11 protein-coding genes are annotated in these 21,376 nt (G+C 32.6%); 3 read left to right on the top strand and 8 right to left on the bottom strand.

The window, feature by feature from the left end; translation table 11 throughout:
• Positions 1 to 65: 65 nt before the first annotated feature.
• Together ACFQ0S_RS07170 and ACFQ0S_RS07175 are read right to left on the bottom strand one after the other, a co-directional pair.
• Positions 66 to 1,001, bottom strand: a complete 936-nt coding sequence (locus ACFQ0S_RS07170; protein WP_379755724.1) for an acyltransferase family protein — start codon at positions 999 to 1,001, stop codon at positions 66 to 68.
• Positions 1,002 to 1,006: 5 nt separating this feature from the next.
• Positions 1,007 to 2,131: an acyltransferase family protein gene (locus ACFQ0S_RS07175; RefSeq protein ID WP_379755727.1), complete on the bottom strand. Its 1,125-nt coding sequence runs from the start codon at positions 2,129 to 2,131 to the stop codon at positions 1,007 to 1,009.
• Between the two features lie 37 nt (positions 2,132 to 2,168).
• Here ACFQ0S_RS07175 and ACFQ0S_RS07180 point away from each other — a divergent pair, with 37 nt between their 5' ends.
• Entirely contained in the window at positions 2,169 to 3,302 is a 1,134-nt protein-coding gene (locus ACFQ0S_RS07180) for a hypothetical protein (protein ID WP_379755730.1), read from the top strand.
• An 83-nt stretch (positions 3,303 to 3,385) separates the two neighbouring features.
• On the opposite strand, the gene ACFQ0S_RS07185 is transcribed toward ACFQ0S_RS07180, so the two are convergent.
• From ACFQ0S_RS07185 to ACFQ0S_RS07200, 4 genes are read right to left on the bottom strand one after another with little or no spacing between them, the layout of a single operon-like run.
• Positions 3,386 to 4,339: an AAA family ATPase gene (locus tag ACFQ0S_RS07185; protein ID WP_379755733.1), complete on the bottom strand. Its 954-nt coding sequence runs from the start codon at positions 4,337 to 4,339 to the stop codon at positions 3,386 to 3,388.
• 60 nt (positions 4,340 to 4,399) lie between these two features.
• A complete protein-coding gene (locus ACFQ0S_RS07190) occupies positions 4,400 to 5,830 on the bottom strand; it encodes a peptidylprolyl isomerase (protein WP_379755763.1) in 1,431 nt (476 codons plus the stop codon).
• Positions 5,793 to 6,644: a hypothetical protein gene (locus ACFQ0S_RS07195; protein ID WP_379755736.1), complete on the bottom strand. Its 852-nt coding sequence runs from the start codon at positions 6,642 to 6,644 to the stop codon at positions 5,793 to 5,795. Before ACFQ0S_RS07195 ends, ACFQ0S_RS07190 begins: the two co-directional genes overlap by 38 nt.
• Positions 6,644 to 8,614, bottom strand: coding sequence for a peptidylprolyl isomerase (locus tag ACFQ0S_RS07200; protein ID WP_379755739.1), 1,971 nt, complete (start codon positions 8,612 to 8,614; stop codon positions 6,644 to 6,646). Before ACFQ0S_RS07200 ends, ACFQ0S_RS07195 begins: the two co-directional genes overlap by 1 nt.
• A gap of 253 nt (positions 8,615 to 8,867) precedes the next feature.
• Between ACFQ0S_RS07200 and ACFQ0S_RS07205 the strand changes: the two genes are divergently transcribed.
• Entirely contained in the window at positions 8,868 to 10,457 is a 1,590-nt protein-coding gene (locus tag ACFQ0S_RS07205; RefSeq protein WP_379755742.1) for a peptide chain release factor 3, read from the top strand.
• 111 nt (positions 10,458 to 10,568) lie between these two features.
• On the top strand, positions 10,569 to 10,781 hold the full coding sequence (locus ACFQ0S_RS07210; protein ID WP_379755745.1) for a hypothetical protein: 213 nt from the start codon (positions 10,569 to 10,571) through the stop codon (positions 10,779 to 10,781).
• A gap of 394 nt (positions 10,782 to 11,175) precedes the next feature.
• Here ACFQ0S_RS07210 and ACFQ0S_RS07215 read toward each other — a convergent pair whose 3' ends face one another.
• Both ACFQ0S_RS07215 and ACFQ0S_RS07220 read right to left on the bottom strand, forming a co-directional pair.
• Positions 11,176 to 11,556 carry a hypothetical protein gene (locus tag ACFQ0S_RS07215; RefSeq protein WP_379755748.1) on the bottom strand — a complete coding sequence of 127 codons (381 nt, stop codon included), beginning with the start codon at positions 11,554 to 11,556 and terminating at the stop codon, positions 11,176 to 11,178.
• A gap of 266 nt (positions 11,557 to 11,822) precedes the next feature.
• A complete protein-coding gene (locus ACFQ0S_RS07220) occupies positions 11,823 to 20,900 on the bottom strand; it encodes a YDG domain-containing protein (RefSeq protein WP_379755751.1) in 9,078 nt (3,025 codons plus the stop codon).
• Positions 20,901 to 21,376 lie beyond the last annotated feature (476 nt).

Below are 21,376 nucleotides of genomic sequence, written 5' to 3' on the forward strand. Positions count from 1 at the left end.
GACTTCAAGATACTGAATTTCAGTATCTTGAGCAATATCTAATCAGTATTTTTTACTTCAAATAATTACACCCAACGGGTTAAACTTAATAAATTAATGAATCTAGAAAACCTATTTGGGACTAATTTCCAATTAGAAAAAATTGGAAGAAATAGTGCAAAAGTTGTAGACACTAATGGCAAATACATAACATTCCAAAAAAACGGATACGTTTCGATTAAAACCCTAAAATATCCTACACCAACAAATAGCATAATTAAAAAAAAGCATCCAAGAAAAAACAACTTTACTTTATGTTTTAACCAAAGTTTATTATAATTTATTGCAATCCAACTGGCGAATATTCCAATTAAAAAAGCATCTACTCGATACACAACAACCGACTTTAAAGAACCATTCCATTGCTCTATAGTTGTATTTAATGTCGTTAAAAAATAAATGATTTTATTGAAAATAAAAATCGATATCAGAATTGATATAACAATAATAAAGAATCTAGATTTGTGTTCAGACTTAACCAAAAATGTTGAAAATAATAAAGCAAAAGGGGTAAACAAATAGGCAAATTGAATTACAGATAAACCCCATGATTCTGGAAAAAAAGGCATCATTGGATGATAAAAGTTTTGGAAAAAGAAAAAATAATAGTCAATATTTTCTATTTGAAAATGAAACATTACAGCAATAACTATGTTTAAAAGTAAAACCAAAAAATAATTAGGTAAGGTTCGAAACCAACGTTTATTTAAAAAAGAGAAAACCGATTGAATTGTAAAATCATTCTGAACATATAAGTTGAACAAAATATTTCCAATTAAGAATCCGCTTAAAACAAAGAAAATCTCAACACCCCAAAAACCAAATAAAACCAGTATTTGAGCCAACTTGTCATTTAAATTAGGATAAATTAAAAGCAAATTAGATAATAAAACCATCAGAATTGCAATAGAACGAAACAAATCTAATCCGAAAATTCTATGATTGTTTGCATTAATGTCCATATAATTTAAATTTTTATATCTCTGAATTTTGTCATAGGCTTTTCAAAAAAAGTATACAAAACGTAACTCAATGAAATGGTAAGAGCTAAATACAATACTGCAAACAAATGCAATTGAATCATACTAAAATGAGAAGTGTCAATGAAATGCTTCATCAAATAAAGTACAATACTATAATGTAATAAATAGATTGCATAAGATAATTCGCTTATGTGCTCTACTGCTTTTTGAATCTGTGATGAACCAATTTCCCATTCAGAAAAAAACGGCAAAAAACAAACCAAAGCAGCAGTATTTAATGGTAAACAAATCACATTCCAAAAAAAAGGAAAATCTGCAATTTTTAGTTTTAAATATCCTAGACAGAAAAGCAAAATAAAAACTAATAAAAAACCCAAAGTTGCAAATTTGAATTTTTCTTTTTGCCAAAATTTAGAATATTCACAAGAAATAAAACCAAATAAAACTCCTGCTAAAACGGTATCAATTCTATAAATAACTACAGAACGTAAAGAAATATCCCATTGTGCCATAGTTGTGTTTTGAGTATTGAAATTGTAACTTATTTTTAGTAAAAAAAAGAAAAGAATCATACTAGAAATGACCCACAAAAAAAGCATTTTTCTTGAAACTTTTTTAAAAATTATAGAAACTAGCAACAACAAAAAAATAATAATTACATAACCGTATTCTTTTATAGGCATACTCCACGATTCTGGAAAAAAAGGCAATAATGGAGTGGCAAAATTTTGAAAAAAGAAAAAATATTTCCACGCATCTACAATTGGATAACCCATAAAAAAACCAATTATTATATTTACAATGATAATTAAATAATAGTTGGGTAAAATTCGAATCATTCGCCTATTAAGAAAAGAAATCATGGTTTTAAATCCATATTCCTCACGCAAAAATTGCTTGTAAATAATACTTCCTACAAGAAAACCGCTAAGAACAAAAAAAAGCTCAACGCCAAAAAAACCACACATATCAACTGCTTTTGCCAATAAACTTGAGCTTGGTGGATAAATCCAAGACGTATGTGAACACAATACAAGTGCAATTGAAATGACACGCAACAAATCTAATCCAAAAATTCGTTTGGTAGGTTTTCGTTCAGTTTCAATCATTTAAAATTGTATTTTTGATTTTCGATTCAATTAAATTATGACAAAATCAAAGATATATAAATTTTTAGGAGTTTTTGTGTTGCTAATTACAATTGGTGGTGGAATTTGGTATTGGCAATTGCCTAATCGTCATAAAGCAATCATAAAAACGGTTTTCCTTCAGAAAACTGGAATTGTTGACAACAAATGGATTATCGATAATTCTCACTTAGAATATAAAATGATTTCTCCTACCTTCTATATTGACGGAATTTATAAATCTATGGAAGGACCAAAATCCTCCAATTACATTCAACTTTCTCAGGATTCAACATTACTTTGGCTTACTGGTTTTCATGTTAAAGCATTAGACTCTAAAACTAAGAAACAAGTATCTAATGATTTTATTTGTCATACCAATGTCGATTTTAATGACGTGAAATATTTTAGCAATTTTAATCTTAAAGAGAGAATTGGAATCTATTATCCAAGATTGACTTCACTTTCGCATGGATTAGAAAATTTTACTTTTCCAAAAGGATATGGAATTCCGATGAAAGGAAATGACTTGCTTTATATAACAACCGAATCCTTAAACCACAATATTGCTGATGCTAATTTTTGTATTAAGCATGAAGTTACTGTCGATTATACTAAAAAAAATAGAACTATTAAACCCTTATTAAGCAGAACAGCATTTATCATGTTGCCGTATAATAAATCTGATCCCTATAAAAGCCCTCTTGATCCCGGAAAAGAATATTGCATTCCTGTAGAAACTAAAAATCACAGTTATGATTATGGTGACGGAAATGTATTATCAGGGCATTGGGTTATTCCTGTTGGCAAAAACAAATATCATAGTGGCATTAATGATCAGCTACAAATTAAAGACAGTTTACGATTACACGCTGCTGCAGTTCATGTTCATCCATTTGCAACTTCACTAACGCTCTTGGATAAAACAACCAAAACTGAAATTTTTAAAAGCAAAATAACGAACCTTTCAAACAAAATTGGGCTTTCAAACATTAAATCTTTTAGTTCAGAATCTGGAGTTTGGATGTTTAAAAACCATGAATATGAATTGGTTTTAGAAGTTAATAATACTACCAATAGCAATCAAGACATGATGGGAAGTATGTTTTTGTTTTTTTATGATGCCGAGTTGGATTCGATTGTTAATAAATAATCAAATACCTTTTTAAACCATTAAGATAGTTAAGAATATTAAGACTTATTTCTTAGAAAAGTTTAATTTAAAAAATTGTTTTTCTAAAAAAGAGAGGCAATAATTTTTTCAATTGTAATTCCTTCAGCATCGGCTTTGTAATTTTTTACTACACGATGCCTTAAAATTCCTATTGCTACGGCTTTTACATCTTCAATATCTGGTGAAAATTTACCGTTAAAAGCAGCATGTGTCTTTGCAGCTAAAATTAAGTTTTGAGAAGCTCTTGGGCCCGCCCCCCAATCGATATAATTTTTTATAAAATCATTAGAAAGCGCATTGTCCGGACGTGTTTTACTTACTAAAGTAACAGCATATTCTATTACATTATCGGTAACTGGAATCCTACGAACTAAATGCTGAAAATCGATAATCTCTTGTGCTGTAAACAAAGGATTTACTGAAACTTTTGCATCAGTTGTGGTACTTTTTACTACTTGTACTTCTTCGGCAAACGATGGATAATCTAGTTTAATTGAAAACATAAATCGGTCTAATTGTGCTTCTGGTAATGGATATGTTCCTTCTTGCTCAATTGGATTTTGTGTTGCCAATACAAAATAAGGCAAATCTAATTTGTAATTATGTCCCGCTATAGTTACCGCACGTTCTTGCATGGCTTCTAGCAAAGCAGCTTGAGTTTTTGGAGGCGTCCTGTTAATTTCATCTGCTAAAATGATATTCGAAAAAATTGGCCCTTTTATAAATTTGAATTGACGGTTTTCATCAAGAATTTCACTTCCTAATATATCAGAAGGCATTAAGTCAGGTGTAAATTGTATGCGTTTAAAATCTAAACCTAAAGCTTGCGAAATAGTATTAACCATCAAGGTTTTGGCTAATCCAGGAACACCAACTAAAAGTGCATGACCTCCAGAAAAAATGCTCAATAAAACTTGGTCTACAACTTCATCTTGGCCTACAATTATTTTAGATATTTCCTTTTTTAATTCGGTTCTTTTTTGAACTAAATTTTGTATTGCTGCTACGTCGGACATTTGATTTCAGATTTTTGATTTTTGATTTCAGATTAACTCAGATAGAATCTAAACTAAAATCTACTTTTTTAACCAATTATTAGTAAACGGACATTCTCTGTATTCTCCATTAATTTTAATATAGGTCTCTTTAATTTTTTCTTCAGACCATTTTGCAATGGCATTTATTTGTTTTTCTTTAAGAGCTATCTCTTTAATTTTTATATAATCTTTAGCATAATCGGCAGTATGTTCATTGATTCTATTGGTCACAGTTACTAATTTGTATTTCTTTTTTCCATTTTGTTCAGTATCTACAATTGGCAATGAAACTTCTCCTTCTTTTAAGTTTGACACTTGACTGTAAAGGGAAGGATCCATTTTTGTTAGTTCAAAATGAGTATCTTGTGTTTTTGGGTTTACTAGAAGTCCACCGTTAGCTTTTGTTTCTTTCTCATCAGATTCTGCCCTTGCTGCTTCAGCAAACGTAACTACTTTCTCGTCAATTTTTTTCTTAATTTGAGTTATCTTTTCTTTAGCTTCTTTTAGAGATTCGGCAGAAATAGCTGGGACTAAAAGAATGTGTCTTAACTCTACTTCCTGTCCTTTTATTTTTTCGACGTAAATGATATGAAAACCAAACTCAGTTTCAAAAGGTTCAGAAATTTCTCCTTCTGCTAGACTAAATGCAACATCTTTAAACTCTTTTACAAAAGGTGTTTTTTTATTCATTTTATAATATCCTCCATTAGAGCTTGATCCGGGATCTTGAGAATACAAAACTGCTTTAGTAGAAAAACTAGAACCTTCTTGAACATCTTTTTTAAACTCTTTGAGTTTATCTATCACTTTTTGCTTTTCGGCTTCTGTTATCTTGGGTTTTATAACTATTTGGGCAACTTCCATTTCTGCGCCAAATGTAGGTAAATCGCTTGCTGGTATTTTTTTGAAAAAATTTCGAACTTCTTCTGGAGTAATTTCGACCTTATCAACAATTCGCTTGGTCATTTCAGAAGCGAGTTTATTCATTTTTATGATTTCGAAAAGGTCTGCCCTAAATTCCTCTTCATTGGCTTTCTTGAAATACTGTACTGCCTTTTCCATCGAACCTAATTGCTCGACCATATAACCAATTTGCTCCTCTAGTTTTGATTTGACTTCTTCATCAGTAACTACTATACTATCTTGAACGGCTTGGTGGGCGTAAAGTTTGTCTTCTAATAATTTCCCCAACATTTGACATCTAGTGATATCTTTAATTGAGCCTCCTTGACTTGAAATTTCTAAAAAGGATTTATCAATATCTGAATCTAAAACTAAATAATCTCCAACAGTGGCTATAACTCCGTCAATTTTTTGTCTTTGTGAAATATTTTTTTGCGGTGTTACTTTTTTAACAGTGTCTTTAATTATTTCTTGTGCGTTTATGGTTGTTGAGAAAACAATAAAAAAGAAAATAAACGTTGCTGCGCTATTATTTATAAATTTCATAATCCTTGTCTTTAATTGCATCATCTGTAATTTCTTTTTCAAATTTTTTTATTAACTCTAACTTTCTTTTATTTAGGATAACTTCTTTTAATGTTGGTTTCAGATAATCAAACGGAGCAATCTGGTTCTTATCTATTATTTGTCTAATTTTCACTAAATAAACGTCAAGTGAATCTGAATGCTGAATCGTTTTTCCTGAAGCTATATATTGATCTCTATTGTCGGGATTAATAAATGGTAATTTATCGTAAACACTACTTAAATCTACCCACATAGAATCGTTTAGAGCAAAACTCTTACATTGTAACGCATAAGTGTCCCAAAATTTCTTATCTGATTTCTTAAAATCTAAAAACTTACTTTTTATACTTTCGAATTTTGGATTGTCTTTACTTAAGTTAATGTATCTTAAACGAACTAAAGTTCCATTTGTTTTAAAATTCTCTTTATTGTTTTTATAGTATGCTTCTAAATCTTGTTCTGAAATTATAGTATCTAACGTTTTTTTTACAACTTTTTCAATGTATGCTTTTGTATATAAATCTATTTTATACTGTTTTATCAATTCATCAAATGCAGCTTTGTCCTCACTATCAATATTTAGTTCAGCTGCATTTATTAATAATTTCTGTGAAGCCCAACGATCAATAAAACTTCTTACTATTTGTAAGCTATCCTGCTTTGAAGTCCCTTTTGGAACCAAATTATTTAGCTCCTCTTTATACAAATAGCTATCTTTTACTCTAGCTATAGCAGTCGGCTTTACCTCTTTTTTAAAAAAATCACAAGAAGAAAATAGGAGGACTATCCAAAACAAAAACCAGCTTTTGTACATTATTTTTGAAGTTGCTTTTTTACATTTTCAAAAACATCTTTATTAACTTTAATTGTAAATTCCTTTTTTAAATTATTAACCCAATTTTCTTCTAAAAACTGTTGATAGTCGTTAATTACTTTGCCTTTACATTCTTCTAGTGTCTTTGATCCGGCAGGAATTACTTTATCGGTTTTTACTACAAAATAATATTCGCCTTCTTTTAGAATATCCGAAACTCCAACTTTAAACTTTAATTCTTTTGGAAGCGATTCTGAACCTTCTTCAAAAACACCACTATTTGTCATTATTTGCACTTTATCATTGGTGTTCAATTTTTCTTTAATTTGTTCAGAATCAACATTTTGTTTAAACATTTTTTGTGCTTTTTTTATAACTTCAATATTAGTTGATGAAGCTACTGTAGCATTTACTCTATTTTTCCAAGTATACTCTAATTTTCTGCCTTCATAAAAAGCTTGCAAACCTATTGAATCTGTTTTTGATTTTTCCCATATTTCTTTTTCCATTAAATCGAAAAGCAATAATCCGTCTCTATACTCTTCAATAACGTTAGCAAAATCAGGAAACTCCAATTCTAAATTGTCATTGTAGTAATTATTTAATTTAGTGTCAAGAAATTTTTCGTATAAATTATCAACTAATTTATTTATAGGTTTCAGTTTAATTCCTGCTTGTTGTTGTTCTTTTACATAGTTCAAAAAATCAGTACCTGTAATTGTTTTTTCTTGTATTACAAATAACTTTCCGTCAAAAGGTTTTGTCACAGCTGGCAATTCCCATTTATTTTCATAAAAGTCATCTGTAACCGTTTTTGCTGATGCTTTGTATAACTTATTATCTCTTTTTACAGCATATTTTTTTCTTAGTTTTTCATTCAATGAATTGGCAATTAATCTTGACCTATCGTCTTTTCCAACTTTATTTTCTAATTCTGATTTTACTTCTTCGAAAGGTTTTACAGGATGTTTCTCTATTAACTTTACAATATGCCAACCAAATTCACTTTGAAAAGGAGCAGAAATCGGTTTCTGTATTGTTAAAGAAAATGCTGCATTTTCAAATTCTTCTGAACTTAACTGTCCTGATCCAAAACGATTAAGAAGTCCTCCTTTTGGAGATGACGATTTATCATCTGAAAATTGTTTTGCTAATTCTTCGAAGTTTTCACCTTGTTGAATTTTTTGATAAATATCCTGAATCTTATTTTTTGCTTTTTCACTTTCCTCTGTAGTGGCATCTTTTGGATTTAAAATCATGATGTGCTCTACTGTAATCTCTCCTCTATTATCTCTAACATCATCAACTTTAACAATATGATAACCAAAACGAGTTCTGATAGGATTTGAAATTTTACCTTTTGGCGTTTTATAAGCTGCTGATTCAAAAGCATACACCATTCTAAATGCAGAAAAATAGCCTAAATCACCTTTGTTCTCTTTTGCAGATGGATCTTCTGATAATTCTTCAGCTAATTTTCCAAAATCTTCACCTTTAAGAGCTCTATCGTGAATGGATTTTATTTTATTATATGCAATTAAAGTATCCGCTGCCGAAGCATTTTCATCAACCGTAATTAAAATATGTGATGCTTTAATCTCTTTTAACGAACGATTATAGCCTTCTTCAACTAACTCTTTTGTTACTTTAGAATCAGTTAAATAATTTTTTGAAAGCTGAGTTCTGTAAGAATTAAGTTCGTTTATATATGCCTCACCGTTTTGCAAACCTAACTTATTTGCTTTGTGTATTTTAAGTTTATATCCAACAAATAACTCTAAGTATTGAGTTAAATCTTTTTGAGATTCGTCTTTAACTAAATCTAAATTTTTATTATAGACCCTCGAAAATTCATCTGTATAATAGGTTTTATCATCAATTGTAAATAAAACTTCTTTTTTAATATTTTGAGCATAAGTTATAAATTGAAAAAAAAGTAATAATCCGACAAAAAATTGTTTTATTTTCATTATTTTAAAGTTTCTGTTTAATACTAAATTAAGTCTAAATTGATTTTTTGAGTTATTTTTTAACAAATTTCAATCAACAAAAATAACAATTCGATTGCATTATACAAGTATAGGTAATACTATTAACAAAAAATTATTAACGAAATTACTTTCACCCATTTTAAATTGAAAACCTACTGTAAAATAGTTGTTCAGAACAAAGTCTATTTATTTGTTGAATAAATGCTATTTTTGCATTCCATTTACAAGAAATATGAGCTTTTTACAAGAAATACAACGTCGCCGAACCTTCGGAATTATATCACATCCAGATGCTGGAAAAACTACATTAACTGAAAAATTATTACTTTTTGGAGGAGCAATTCAAGAAGCAGGTGCCGTAAAAAACAACAAAATAAAAAAAGGAGCTACTTCAGATTTTATGGAAATTGAGCGCCAAAGAGGAATTTCGGTTTCTACATCGGTTTTGGCTTTTAACTATGAAGACAAAAAAATAAATATTCTAGATACGCCTGGACACAAGGATTTTGCAGAAGATACTTTTAGAACATTAACAGCTGTCGATAGTGTTATTGTGGTTATTGATGTTGCAAAAGGTGTCGAAGAACAAACTGAAAAGTTAGTTGCAGTATGCAGAATGAGAAAAATTCCTATTATTGTCTTTATTAACAAATTAGATCGTGAAGGAAAAGATGCTTTCGATTTGATGGATGAAGTTGAACAAAAATTAGGATTAACTGTTACTCCTTTGAGCTTTCCTATTGGTATGGGTTATGATTTTCAAGGCATTTACAATCTGTGGGAACAAAACATCAACTTATTTAGTGGTGATAGTCGAAAAAATATTGAAGAAACTATTGCATTTTCTGATGTTAAAAGTCCTGAATTAGATAAAATTATTGGAGAAAAACCAGCTTCAAAATTAAGAGAAGAACTAGAATTAATTGATGAAGTATATCCTAAATTTGACCAGCAAGAGTACTTAGACGGGAAAATGCAACCTGTGTTTTTTGGATCGGCATTGAATAATTTTGGAGTTAGAGAATTACTAGATTGCTTCGTAGCAATTGCACCATCGCCAAGACCAAAAGATTCAGAAACGCGATTAGTAGACCCAAAAGAAGAAAAAATGTCTGGTTTTGTTTTTAAAATCCATGCGAATATGGATCCTAAACACAGAGACAGACTCGCATTTATAAAAATTGTTTCAGGAACTTTCGAACGAAACAAACCTTATTTACACGTCAGACAGAATAAAAATTTAAAATTTTCGAGTCCAAATGCTTTTTTTGCTGAGAAAAAAGAAATAGTCGATATATCCTATCCTGGAGATATTGTAGGCCTACATGATACCGGTAATTTTAAAATTGGTGACACTCTAACCGAAGGGGAGGTAATGAGTTTTAAAGGAATCCCTAGTTTTTCTCCAGAGCATTTTAGATATATCAATAATGCAGATCCAATGAAATCTAAGCAACTCGACAAAGGAATAGATCAATTAATGGATGAGGGTGTTGCGCAATTATTTACTCTTGAAATGAACAATCGTAAAATTATAGGAACAGTTGGCGCACTCCAATATGAAGTGATACAATACCGCCTAGAACATGAATATGGGGCCAAATGTACCTATGAAAATTTTCCTGTACATAAAGCATGTTGGGTAAAACCTAATGATCCAAAAAGTGAAGAATTTAAAGAATTTAGACGAATTAAGCAAAAATTCTTAGCACACGATAAGTACAAACAGTTGGTTTTTTTAGCAGATTCTGATTTTACAATTCAAATGACACAAAGTAAATACCCGAATGTTAAATTGTTTTTTACTTCAGAATTTGATTAATTTGAAACTAATGTTATTTTCAATAAAAATGTATTAATCATGTAATTTTTTAATAAAGAGAAATGGTTCTTATAAATTTGATTCGTATATTTGCAAAAATTTACAATAAAAATGAAAAATAATTTTATTAAGTTATACATACTTTCCTTCGTTTTATTTTCTGATATTATGTTATTTGCTCAACCTGGTCAAGACCAAGGAGGAGGAGGATTAGAAGGTGAGGATCCGCCAACAGCATCAATAAATGAAAAATTAATTTGGTTTGGGATTGTGGGGATATTGTTTGCATTTTATTCATACAAAAGAAGACTTTCTAGAGTATAATCATTAATATTTAAAACCAACATAAAAACAATGTTGGTTTTTTTATTACATTTTAAATAATAAAACATTTTAATGAAATACTATTAGATATATTACTATATCTAATACGTTGGGTTTAATTTGTTTTTAATGATATGTGTTTTCGTTCGTTCAAGTAATTTTCTTCATAAAATCGTATCGAGAACAAGAAAAACAAACTTAAAAACTATTAATACTGTTGACCCTAAAAGTTTCTAGATAACTTTTTTGTTCGGTTATTCTTAAAAAAATTGAATATCTGTTTTAATAATTGTCTCAAAGTGTTACATTTATTTTTTTATTAATTTCAAATCGATATATTAAATTTAAAAATCTTCTATTTCTAGAAGACTTAACCTAAATTAATATAAAATAATTATGCTATTGTAGTATTATAGTTTGATGCTTTTTTTAAGAATGCCTTAATCAACAAACGGTTTGGAGCAATTCCTGAATTTATAATTTGTTTTTTCTGGCTTACAGCAGCATCTCCTGATTGATTTGCGTTTGGTGTTTGTTTTGTTCCCATGAACCAAGAAACAAAATTCATTGAAGTATTTGTTGTTTCATTACTTTGTGATGCCGCAACAGTATCATCTGAAGCTACAACTTGAAAAGTTTCTGATTTAGAAGCAACTTCATTTTTGTTTTGTCCTACCATTGTAAAACTAGATGATACTATCAAAACAAATAAAACAATCATTCTAATTCCTGAGAAAAAATTTTGAATTGTTGTGTTTTGAGTTGCTGTTTTCATCTTTTTATTTTTATGTATTGTTTCGTTTCTAATACATGTCAAAGATAGAATAGCACTATGCTGACTCCAATTATTTTCGCTGAAGTACTGCAAAACTCGTTAAAGTTACAAGAACAGTAATTTTGGAGTATTTTAGCTAAAAAAGACGCACTTCATCGACTGTGTTTAAGCACTTTCTCGGTGAAATACCTATCACTTTTTAGATTTTATACATAAAAAAAGCCCTTTCGTGACCGAAAGGGCTTTTTAGGGTAAAAAAATGCTTTTTAGTTGATTACTTTTTTGGTAACTACTCCATTGGTGTCTGAAGTGATTTTTACTATCAATACCTGTTGTTGGATACTTCCTGCATACATTTTAACTTGAGAGGCATTGATATTGCTTTTAGATACCAACAAACGTCCTCGAATATCATAGATTTTTACATTTGACATTTGGACTGTGCCCGTGTTGATAATAAACTCTTGGTTTTGTTTGTATACTAAAACACTATTTTGATTAAATTTAGGGTCACTTGTACTCAACGGATTCTCATAAACAACTTCAAATCGATCTGTGAAGGTTCCTGGTTCTGAAACAAATGTATAAGGTCCCGTTTTCAAATTATGTATAAAATTAGTCAATTTGTCTTTTATATATACATCTTGCGTGCCAAACAATCCGTCAAATTGTTCTATACTTATTGAATACTCAGCTGCTGTTGCTACCTTATATTGCAATGGAACAATATCTGTTGGTGTGAACTCTGGCCTACCTTCTATTGCATAAGCTACGCCGTCTAAACTACTACAAATATACTCTTGGTTATTTATATTTAAGCCGTCTATTCCTTTATCTACTCCTAAGGTATAATCAGATGAATATCCTACCAACATCTGACTAAAAAAACCATTGTTACTTGTTAAATTCAACTTGTAAAGACTAACTTCACTAGCGCTCTTGTTGCTTGTTCTAAAGAATTGGTTGCTATTATCAACCCCTCTTCGCATAGCATTAGTAAATACTAAATTTGTAGCTGCTGTTGCTTGTACAAAAAAGCCTTGTCCCACATTAATAACCCATGTGTTTGCTGCATTATTTGAAGTATTAAAATAGTTAGCTGTATTTGTTGTTCCACCACCAGGTGCACTATTGGCAGTATAACCTAATTTTGTAAGGGTGGCGTAACTTGGCTGAGTTTGATCGTTTCTTTTTCTCCAGAAATAAAGAACTCCCGTTATATTCGAAATATTTTCATCGATAAAATTGTGCAAATTTATTTGAGATGGATATGGATTTCCTACAGCGTTAAAACCATAACCCGTAATTGGTGTTCCTCCTAAACTCATTGGAAAAGTAATGATGCCACTATTGGGTTTTCCTGTAAATAAACCATTATAAATTGATGATGTTGTAGAAGAGTAATCTTTAGGAACTCGTATTAAATAACCTTTTCCTACTATAAAATTAATACTTGAAGATACAGGACTATACTGATTGGCTGGAGTGTCGTAAACATAAAAACGATTGCCTAGGGTTCTTGGTGAAAAAGAATACAAGTTCTGATTCTCTACTGGAGAGGACCACAATGTATAATCTAACAAATACAAAGAGGAACTGTTACGTTTTACTTGTATACTTCCTGCATTAGCATTAGTAGTTCCTCCTGTCTGTACTAAATTACTATCGCTCTCTAAGGTAAAACTACTACCACTCTCAACAGTTAAAGCGCCACTCAAAGTTACTTTATAAGTCGATGGGATAGTGACTACTGCATTATTCTTAACCTCTAAACTACAGGCGGTAATATTAACTGCTGCATTATAAACTCCTCCGTCTATAACTGCTGTACTTGTAGCTGTTGGCGCACTTGGAGTCCATGTACTTGAAACATAAGTAGATGTGCCTCCAATATTTACTGTTGGCGAACCACTATTTCCTGAACCTACACAACTACCACCAATAGTAACCGATGTTATAGAATACGTTTTATTACTACTTGTTGGAGGTGCCGCAAAAGGAGTTCCAGAAATATAATTGATAACTGAAAAATTTGAGGTACCATCAAAAATTGAAAGATCATAAAACGAACCGCTACCCGTAATAGCAACACTCAAATTAGGACTAGTTCCTATACATATAGTCGCCGCCGAAGATGATAAAACGGCTGCTGTTGAGGTTGCATTTGTACCCGTTTCAAGAGCAAACTCTCCTGAGAAATTATTATCAGTTGTTAATGCAGTTTGAGTTAGTGAAATTTGCCCTGTACTTACTGGACTAATTGTAGTTGTACCAGGGTCTGCCCATGTACCTGCAACTCCCCAAGCAGCACTTGTATTATTACGTCTTAGAATAGTATGCAAGTTTAGATTGGCTCCTGCATTGCTATGTCCGTTTCTTGTAAAAGTAATGGTTGGACTATTTGTTGCAGTGCCTACACTTGTTCCTACCCAATGTCCATTATTTACCAATGTTCCAGCAGAAATACAACCTGCTGAAGCTGGCAAACCTGAACCAGTAGTTGCAGTAGTTGCTACATAACGCAAAGCATAAGAAGTAATCCCCGGTGCAGCTGCCCATACAAATGAAGAAGGATTATAAGCCGTCGCTGAACCTATAGGATAAGTAAATGTTCCTAAAGCTGTTATATTTCTCGTTAAAGTTCCTGTGCTACTTGTAACCACATAATCAGTAACACTAGCACCTGATATACTTCCTGAACTATCTAAGGTAAGATTATTTGCAACTATATCTAGTTTTCCTTTATAGAAAGTTAAAACTCCTGTAACACTTGTTGCACTGCTTAAAGTTACAAAATTAGTTGATGCTGTCTTATCCATATACATATTGACCATAGAGGATGGCAATCCAGCACCAGTAGTTTGGGTAGTAGCACCAATAAATCCATACGAAGCAGTTGTTGGAAATGTTCTAGTATCCGTTCTAACATTTCCTGACGCACCACTTGCTGCAATAGATCCTCCATATTTAAATGTAGCACCTGCTTTTATTTCAAAAACACTCGTTGCTCCTGCATCAGTTACTGTAAAACCACTTCCAAGTTGAAAACAAGTAGGACTATTTACATTCATAGTTCCTCTAATACCAAAACCGGCCTGAGATACTACGTTAGCACTTAAAGCGGCAACATTAGCACCCGTACTGTTTAATTCAATATTGTTGTAATCAATATTAACCGAAGAACCATCCGTTCCTCTTAAGGATTGCGTTTGTGTAGCCGACGAACCGTATAACTCTACAGTACCGCTAGTCATCGTATAAGTTCCTAAAAGTTCTGGCAAAGTTTTATTTAACGAACTCATTTTAAATAGCGACGTATTGGTCATCGTTAATGAAGCATTACCACTAAACTCATTACTTGTAACATCGAGAATAGTGTTATTATCTTTAATGGTTACTAACCCTGTATTTAGTGTGGTATTATCTCCAATATTTGTTAGTGCATTCGAAATAAATTTATTTCCACCACCACTAAAAGTTAAACCATAATAATCTCTAGCACCTCTTAAATATTGATACCCTGAACCAGCAGTTGCTCCTGAAAGCTCAATCGTACCTCCTGGTAAGCTGTAAGCGAAGGCAACACCATCCAAACGAGGAATTAGATCAGAAGTACTTGTAGAGTTAAGACTCACCTTATAGAGAGTACCCGAACTCATGTATAAAGTACCTGTAGAACCAGAGATATAAGCGGTATCGCTTTCTATAACCTGACCTTTTCGTATATCAAGTTTTCCTCCTGTAGCACTTATTGTAGTTGTTGAAGTTATACCCGTAGAGTTTGTAAAAGAAAGTTGAGTGGTATTATCAACTAAATCGCAAATAATAATTTTTGCTGATGAACCAGTAGTTATTCCATTACCTGTAACCTGATTCGCTTTACCTATATAATGAAAAGTAGCAACTTGACTAAACGATCTATTTGAAGCAACAACGTTTACATTTCCTATAGCGCCTGAAGTATTAATACCATCTGTAGAAGTAATCTTGAGTGTACTACCTTGTTGAGAAGTAAACTTCGTGCCTGTTTGTGACCCTGAAATTCCAACCACTAATGGAGTTGTTCCGTTAAATCCAAAATCAAATACACCTCCTGATTCAACAATAACTTCACTATTATTACCTAACTCAAAATTTCTAGTAGCTAATTGAACATAAGCCCCACTTTTCACACTGAAGATAATATTTTTATTTTCATTGGTACTTGTACTAGCAATATCTATAGTTTGAGTTGTATTTGCTGTTAATCCATCCCCTGTTCCTGTAAAATTAAGTTGTCCTAAGCTACTTGTGTTACTGTTTTGTAATAATCCCGAACCAGTACCTGTTAAGTCTCCTTTTAAATTTATAACGGATAGAGGAGCAGGAGGACCACCCGCAACGGATGAATTAAAATCTAAAACAGCACTTGGGGTTACAGTTAAATTACCATCTATATTTAGTGTTGTTGAAGAACCTGCAATTGAACTTGCTAAAACTCGAGTAGTTGAAGCATCTAAAATCATATCACCTTTTATGGTAAAAGTCAATGTACCAGATGTCTTTAAATTGATTAATTGTGTTGCTCCATATGTATCTTCTACTGAAAAATCACCTCCAATTCCTGATGTAACTGTACCAGTTGTTGCAATACGCATATCAGCAGTGGCAGGCGTAATTAAAGAATTATCATTTGTTCTGAAAATTAAATCTCCATGCGCCATATTGATGTTTACTCCTGATGCTAGAAAAATCAAATCATCACTTGCCCCAAGATTTGTCCCAAAATCACAGATGATATTACCAAAAACGGCAGTATAGCCACTATAGGTATTGGTTGATATTGCAGTATTATCGGGAATTAAAATATCACCAGCAGCATCCCAATTTTGTAATACTAAATTTGAATTTGGATGGAAATTTTCTGTTCCACTCCAAATTGAAGAAGAAGGTGTGCCAAAAGCAAAATTGATATTAACAGTTGCGCCATCTTGTACTTCAAATGTACCTCCAACAGTTATAGAGGCATTTACTTGTAGGACTCCCCCTGTTTCAACTCTTAGCAAAGTACCTCCATAAGTACACGATGAAGAATTTGTTAACGTACCCCCATTCTCGACAATAACAGAAGCTGCTGATGTAGAACCTGTTATTGGTATTGCATGACGAATATAAATATTATTTGCAGAGTTAAAAGCGGGAGCCGCGTTTGCAGTCCATGTTCCACTTATTAATCTTTCCCAAGTTGCAGTTCCTCCACCACTTGTCCATGTTCCAGCTGCTGTAGTTCTATAACTATTTGCTGGAACATTTGTAATATTAAAAGTACCACTGGTTATAGTGTTTGAAGACGCTAACCCAGTTGTTGTTGCAGTTAGTGTATAACCTGTACCTACTACTGTGTGCGTTAATGAGGAGTAAGTTGCCAATCCGCTAACGGCAGAGGCATTTACTGGCGTTCCTGTAAGCGTTCCTGTCGAAGTAATAGCAATACTTCCTGTGTAATCTAAATCTCTATTGCTTAACGAGTCCCTACCTTCAACTGTAACTGCGGTCATAGCTGCACTTATAGCAGTAGTGGTTGGTGTTGCTACAAAAGCTAATCTATCTGCTGTTACTTCAATTCTATTGATATCGCTTGTAGTTGAAGAAACGGCTCCTCCGCCATTTGCAGTCGTAAAAGTTGATCCTGTTGCATTTGCTGTTACCGATGAAACCGTAAATTGCATTTGCTGATTATCCGTTACGGTTGACTCAAAAGTAATACGAAGATTTAATGCTAATTGCGAATCATCTCCAGCTATAACTCCAGTTAATCCTGTAAATACAATTGGAGAAGTGGTAACGTTTACTGCTGTTCCTAATGCAGTAGTACCGTCAAACAATCGTGCCGAACGAATGTTAGCAACATTGGTTACATTAAAACTTATTGCTGTTAATTCGGTTCCTAGAGTGTCTAAATCGGATATTGTAGCTCCGCCATCACGCAAATAAAACCCCATTACTCCAATACTACCATTTACTCCTGAACCAGTGCTAGTAAGAGCCGTTCCTTGATAGAGTGTATAATCAATATTAGTATTTGTACTTGCCGATGAACCACTATTAAAAGACACATCGCTTAAAGTATTAGGTGTAATATTTGCAGTTAATCCTGTTGGTTGCGTTAGCGAATAATTTCCTGCTTGCGCTCCTGCTAAAGTTGAAGTAGAAGTTACCGCAATCCCATTTGCGATGGCAGACGAAGCAAATGTTCCTGTACCACTTAATGTAACAACATCAGGAGAAACAATACCCGATAATGTTCCTGTAATGGTAGCAGTTGTATTGTTATCGAATACTTTATTGCTTGCTGCTGCAGCAGTTATCGTTAATGGTTTTGCAGTAATATTTGCTGTTAAACCTGTTGGTACTGTTACGGTGTAATTTCCTGCATCAGTACCGCCTAAAGTTTGAGTAGAGGTTACTACAATCCCCGAAGCTACATTTACACTTGCAAAAGTTCCAGTAGTTGATATGGTAACTGTATCTCCACCAAATACTCCCACTAATGTTGAACCTGTAATGGTTGCCGTATTTAATCTATCATATACTTTATTGCTAGCAGTTGCTCCCGTTACTGTTAAGTTAAACGCAGTAATATTTCCGGTTAATCCAGTTGGCTGCGTTACCGTATAATTTGAAGAAGGAGCAGTATAACCTGTTATAGTAATTGGTTTTGAATTAGCTACAGTTTTGGTAGCAAAAGTTGCCGATGGAGAACCTGTCACACTAAACGATTCTGAATTTTGCAATCCTGAATAGGCTGCTGTACCCGTAAATGAAGCAGTTGTATTTGCATCATATACTTTATTAGACCCCGTTAATCCTGTGATGGTTAATGGTGCTGTGGCAATTATTCCTGTTAAAGTTGGTTGTGTTAACGAATAATTTCCAGCATTGGCACCACCTAAAGTTAAGGCAGCTGTTACACTAATTCCAACTCCTACATTAACCGTTGCAAAAGTTCCGCCTCCGCTAAAAGTCACCACATCAGGAGAAACAATACCTGAAAAGCTTCCTCCAGTTATGGTAGCTGGATTGGTACCCGTATAGGATTTAGACGTAACCGCTGCTCCTGTAATAGTTAGCGCTTTTGGCGTAATATCGGCAGTTAGGTCTGTAGGTTGTGTCACTGTATAATTGGTTGAAGGTGCTGTATAACCTGCTATGGTTATTGTTTTTCCTATTCCGACTAAAAAATCTGAAAAATTAGCTACTGCAGTTCCTGTCACCGAAAAAGATTCGCTATTTTCTAAACCAGAATAGGCTGGCGTTCCTGATAAAGTAGCTGTAGTTGAACGGTCGTATATTTTATTTACTCCTGCAATTCCTGTAATAGTAAGTCCTTTTGCAGTTACCGAACTAGATACTGTGGCAACATTTACATTAGATGCTCCAGAACTCGATAAAACAATATTGCCACTATACGGAGAGCCAGCAACAGTTGCAGTAGAATTTAAACGAATGTAAACTGCAGTTGAAGCAATAGTTCCTGCTGTACCAATGGTAATGGTGTTGGTATAAGGTCCACCAATTGCAGTTGAAACCTCAAAATTAGTTGAAGGTGGCGTTACTAAAATACCAGCTGTCATATTAACTCCTGAAACATCAAATGTAGCAGGCGAAGGAGAAGCAGAACCGTAAGTTGTATTTACAGCCGATAGAGAACCTGTTGTAGATATAGTAGGAGCAGCTGCAGAAGTAATATCGGCAGTTAAACCGGTAGGTTGTGTTAATGAGTAATTCACCGAATCGGCTCCGCCAATAGTGTATCCAATTACTGTTACTGCAATTCCTGTTGCAATAGCAGTAGAGGCAAAAGTAGCTACTGGAGTTCCTCCCAACATTACGGTATCTCCTGTTTCAACACCTGATAAAGTAGCTGTTCCTGAAAGCGAGGCTGTTGTGCTTGCGTCAAACACTTTATTGTTAGCTGAAATTCCAATAATAGTTAATGTTTTTGATGTAATATCGGCAGTTAAGCCTGTTGGTTGTGTTATTGTATAATTGGTTGAAGGTGCAGTATATCCTATTATTGTAATGGCTTTTCCAGTTCCTACTAAAGCATTTGCAAAATTAGCTACAGCCGTTCCAGTAACCGAAAAAGATTCACTATTTTCTAATCCTAAATAACTAGGCGTACCAGCAAATGATGCAGTAGTTAATCTATCGTATACTTTATTTGCTCCTGTTAGTCCTGTAATGGTTAGTCCTTTTGCAGTTACTGTACTCGAAACAGTAGCTACATTTACCGTTGTTGCTCCTGAACTAGTTAAAGCAATGTTACCAGTATAAGGAGAACTTGCAACTGTCGCATTAGGTTTTAATCGAATATATACTGGTGTTGAAGCAATAGTTCCTGCTGCACCAACTGTAATCGTATTACTATAGGGACCTCCTATTGCGGTAGCAACTTCAAAATTAGTAGACGGTGGTGTTACTAAAATACCTGCGGTCATATCTGCTCCTGAAACTGAAAAAGTTGTTGGCGTTGCAGATGCTGTACCATAGGTTGTATTTACCGCTGAAAGAGTTCCTGTGGTGGAGATTGTTGGGGTAGAAGCAACCGTTCCTCTTATTCTTACATCATCAATAACCCATCTCTCATTTGCATCATTATTAAGCATAGTAATTCTAACCCTAACTTGAGAATTAGCATTAGGTATATTTATCGTTACTGTAGATACTCCTGTTGCAGAAGCAGAAGTTATAGGTGTTGGTGTATTATTCCCATCATAAGTTATAGATGTTGAGCCTGATGCAGAAAATGCCCATCTTTGATTGGCTGCTGAACCTGCAATAGTAAGTTCAGACGAATATGTTGTGCCTCCATCAACACTAATTGAAACGGTAACAATATCACCTGCGTCAATACCATTAGTGTTATTAACCGACATTCCTGCTAATCTAAAATCTACAAAAGCATTGGTGTAACCACTTAATGATTGATTACCAAATGTTAATGTTGTTGTTGTATTTACAGATTGCCATCCTCTAGCACCAGAAACAAAAAGATTTGCACTAGAGGGTAATCCAGCTGCTGGGTTTGTACCGGTTGAATTTCCTCCATTTGTGTTTGAAAATGTAAGTGTTGGTAAAGCAGGTGCTGTCTCGAAGTCTTGAGAAGCAATAGTGACTTGCCCCCAACTTTTCCCAATTCCAAAAACCGCAAATAGCAAAAGAGGAATTATTGCGTGTTTGAAGTTTTTTCTTCTTTTATGTTTTAATTTTTTATTAGTTTGAATATCTAAAGAAATTAGGATTTCATTAATTACTCTGCTCCCATAATAATATAAAGACTGTAAAGTAGTTTTCGCTTTCATACTCGTATTTTTTAAATTCAAAATGTCTAATAAATAATAACTTGGCAAAATTAAATCTTGGTATGGGGTTCTTCCAAAAATTGTATGTTATGCTTTTGCAAAGTGTTTAAAACTTAATAGTGACTTAACATTAAGTTAAATGTAAATTTAAATTATTTACGAATTATACATTGAATTAATCGAATTAAATAAAAATTTTTAATAATTTACATCATTTTACCTTTTTTAATTATTATTATTTAAAAAAAGCATGATTAAAATTATTGAATATGACATGGGTATGATTATTTTTAAAGAGAAATCGTATTTTTTTGGTTTGTAAAATAGGTGTTCAAACAGGCTGCTTTTTATAAAACTAAATATATTAACTTTAAGTCACCATAACATTGATTTATCAAACCATAAAGTTTTTACAATTTAAATGCAAATAATTAACACCGATTTACAGATTAACTAAAACTAATAGAGGAATTTGC

The organism is Flavobacterium myungsuense (assembly GCF_042677265.1).
GTDB classification, from domain to species: Bacteria; Bacteroidota; Bacteroidia; order Flavobacteriales; family Flavobacteriaceae; genus Flavobacterium; species Flavobacterium myungsuense.

What these genes read in the sequence shown, in the direction of transcription:
- ACFQ0S_RS07170 (WP_379755724.1), bottom strand. Translation starts at nt 1,001, where the DNA reads ATGGACATTAATGCAAACAATCATAGAATTTTCGGATTAGATTTGTTT.
- ACFQ0S_RS07175 (WP_379755727.1), bottom strand. Translation starts at nt 2,131, where the DNA reads ATGATTGAAACTGAACGAAAACCTACCAAACGAATTTTTGGATTAGAT.
- ACFQ0S_RS07180 (WP_379755730.1), top strand. Translation starts at nt 2,169, where the DNA reads ATGACAAAATCAAAGATATATAAATTTTTAGGAGTTTTTGTGTTGCTA.
- ACFQ0S_RS07185 (WP_379755733.1), bottom strand. Translation starts at nt 4,339, where the DNA reads ATGTCCGACGTAGCAGCAATACAAAATTTAGTTCAAAAAAGAACCGAA.
- ACFQ0S_RS07190 (WP_379755763.1), bottom strand. Translation starts at nt 5,830, where the DNA reads ATGCAATTAAAGACAAGGATTATGAAATTTATAAATAATAGCGCAGCA.
- ACFQ0S_RS07195 (WP_379755736.1), bottom strand. Translation starts at nt 6,644, where the DNA reads ATGTACAAAAGCTGGTTTTTGTTTTGGATAGTCCTCCTATTTTCTTCT.
- ACFQ0S_RS07200 (WP_379755739.1), bottom strand. Translation starts at nt 8,614, where the DNA reads ATGAAAATAAAACAATTTTTTGTCGGATTATTACTTTTTTTTCAATTT.
- ACFQ0S_RS07205 (WP_379755742.1), top strand. Translation starts at nt 8,868, where the DNA reads ATGAGCTTTTTACAAGAAATACAACGTCGCCGAACCTTCGGAATTATA.
- ACFQ0S_RS07210 (WP_379755745.1), top strand. Translation starts at nt 10,569, where the DNA reads ATGAAAAATAATTTTATTAAGTTATACATACTTTCCTTCGTTTTATTT.
- ACFQ0S_RS07215 (WP_379755748.1), bottom strand. Translation starts at nt 11,556, where the DNA reads ATGAAAACAGCAACTCAAAACACAACAATTCAAAATTTTTTCTCAGGA.
- ACFQ0S_RS07220 (WP_379755751.1), bottom strand. Translation starts at nt 20,900, where the DNA reads ATGAAAGCGAAAACTACTTTACAGTCTTTATATTATTATGGGAGCAGA.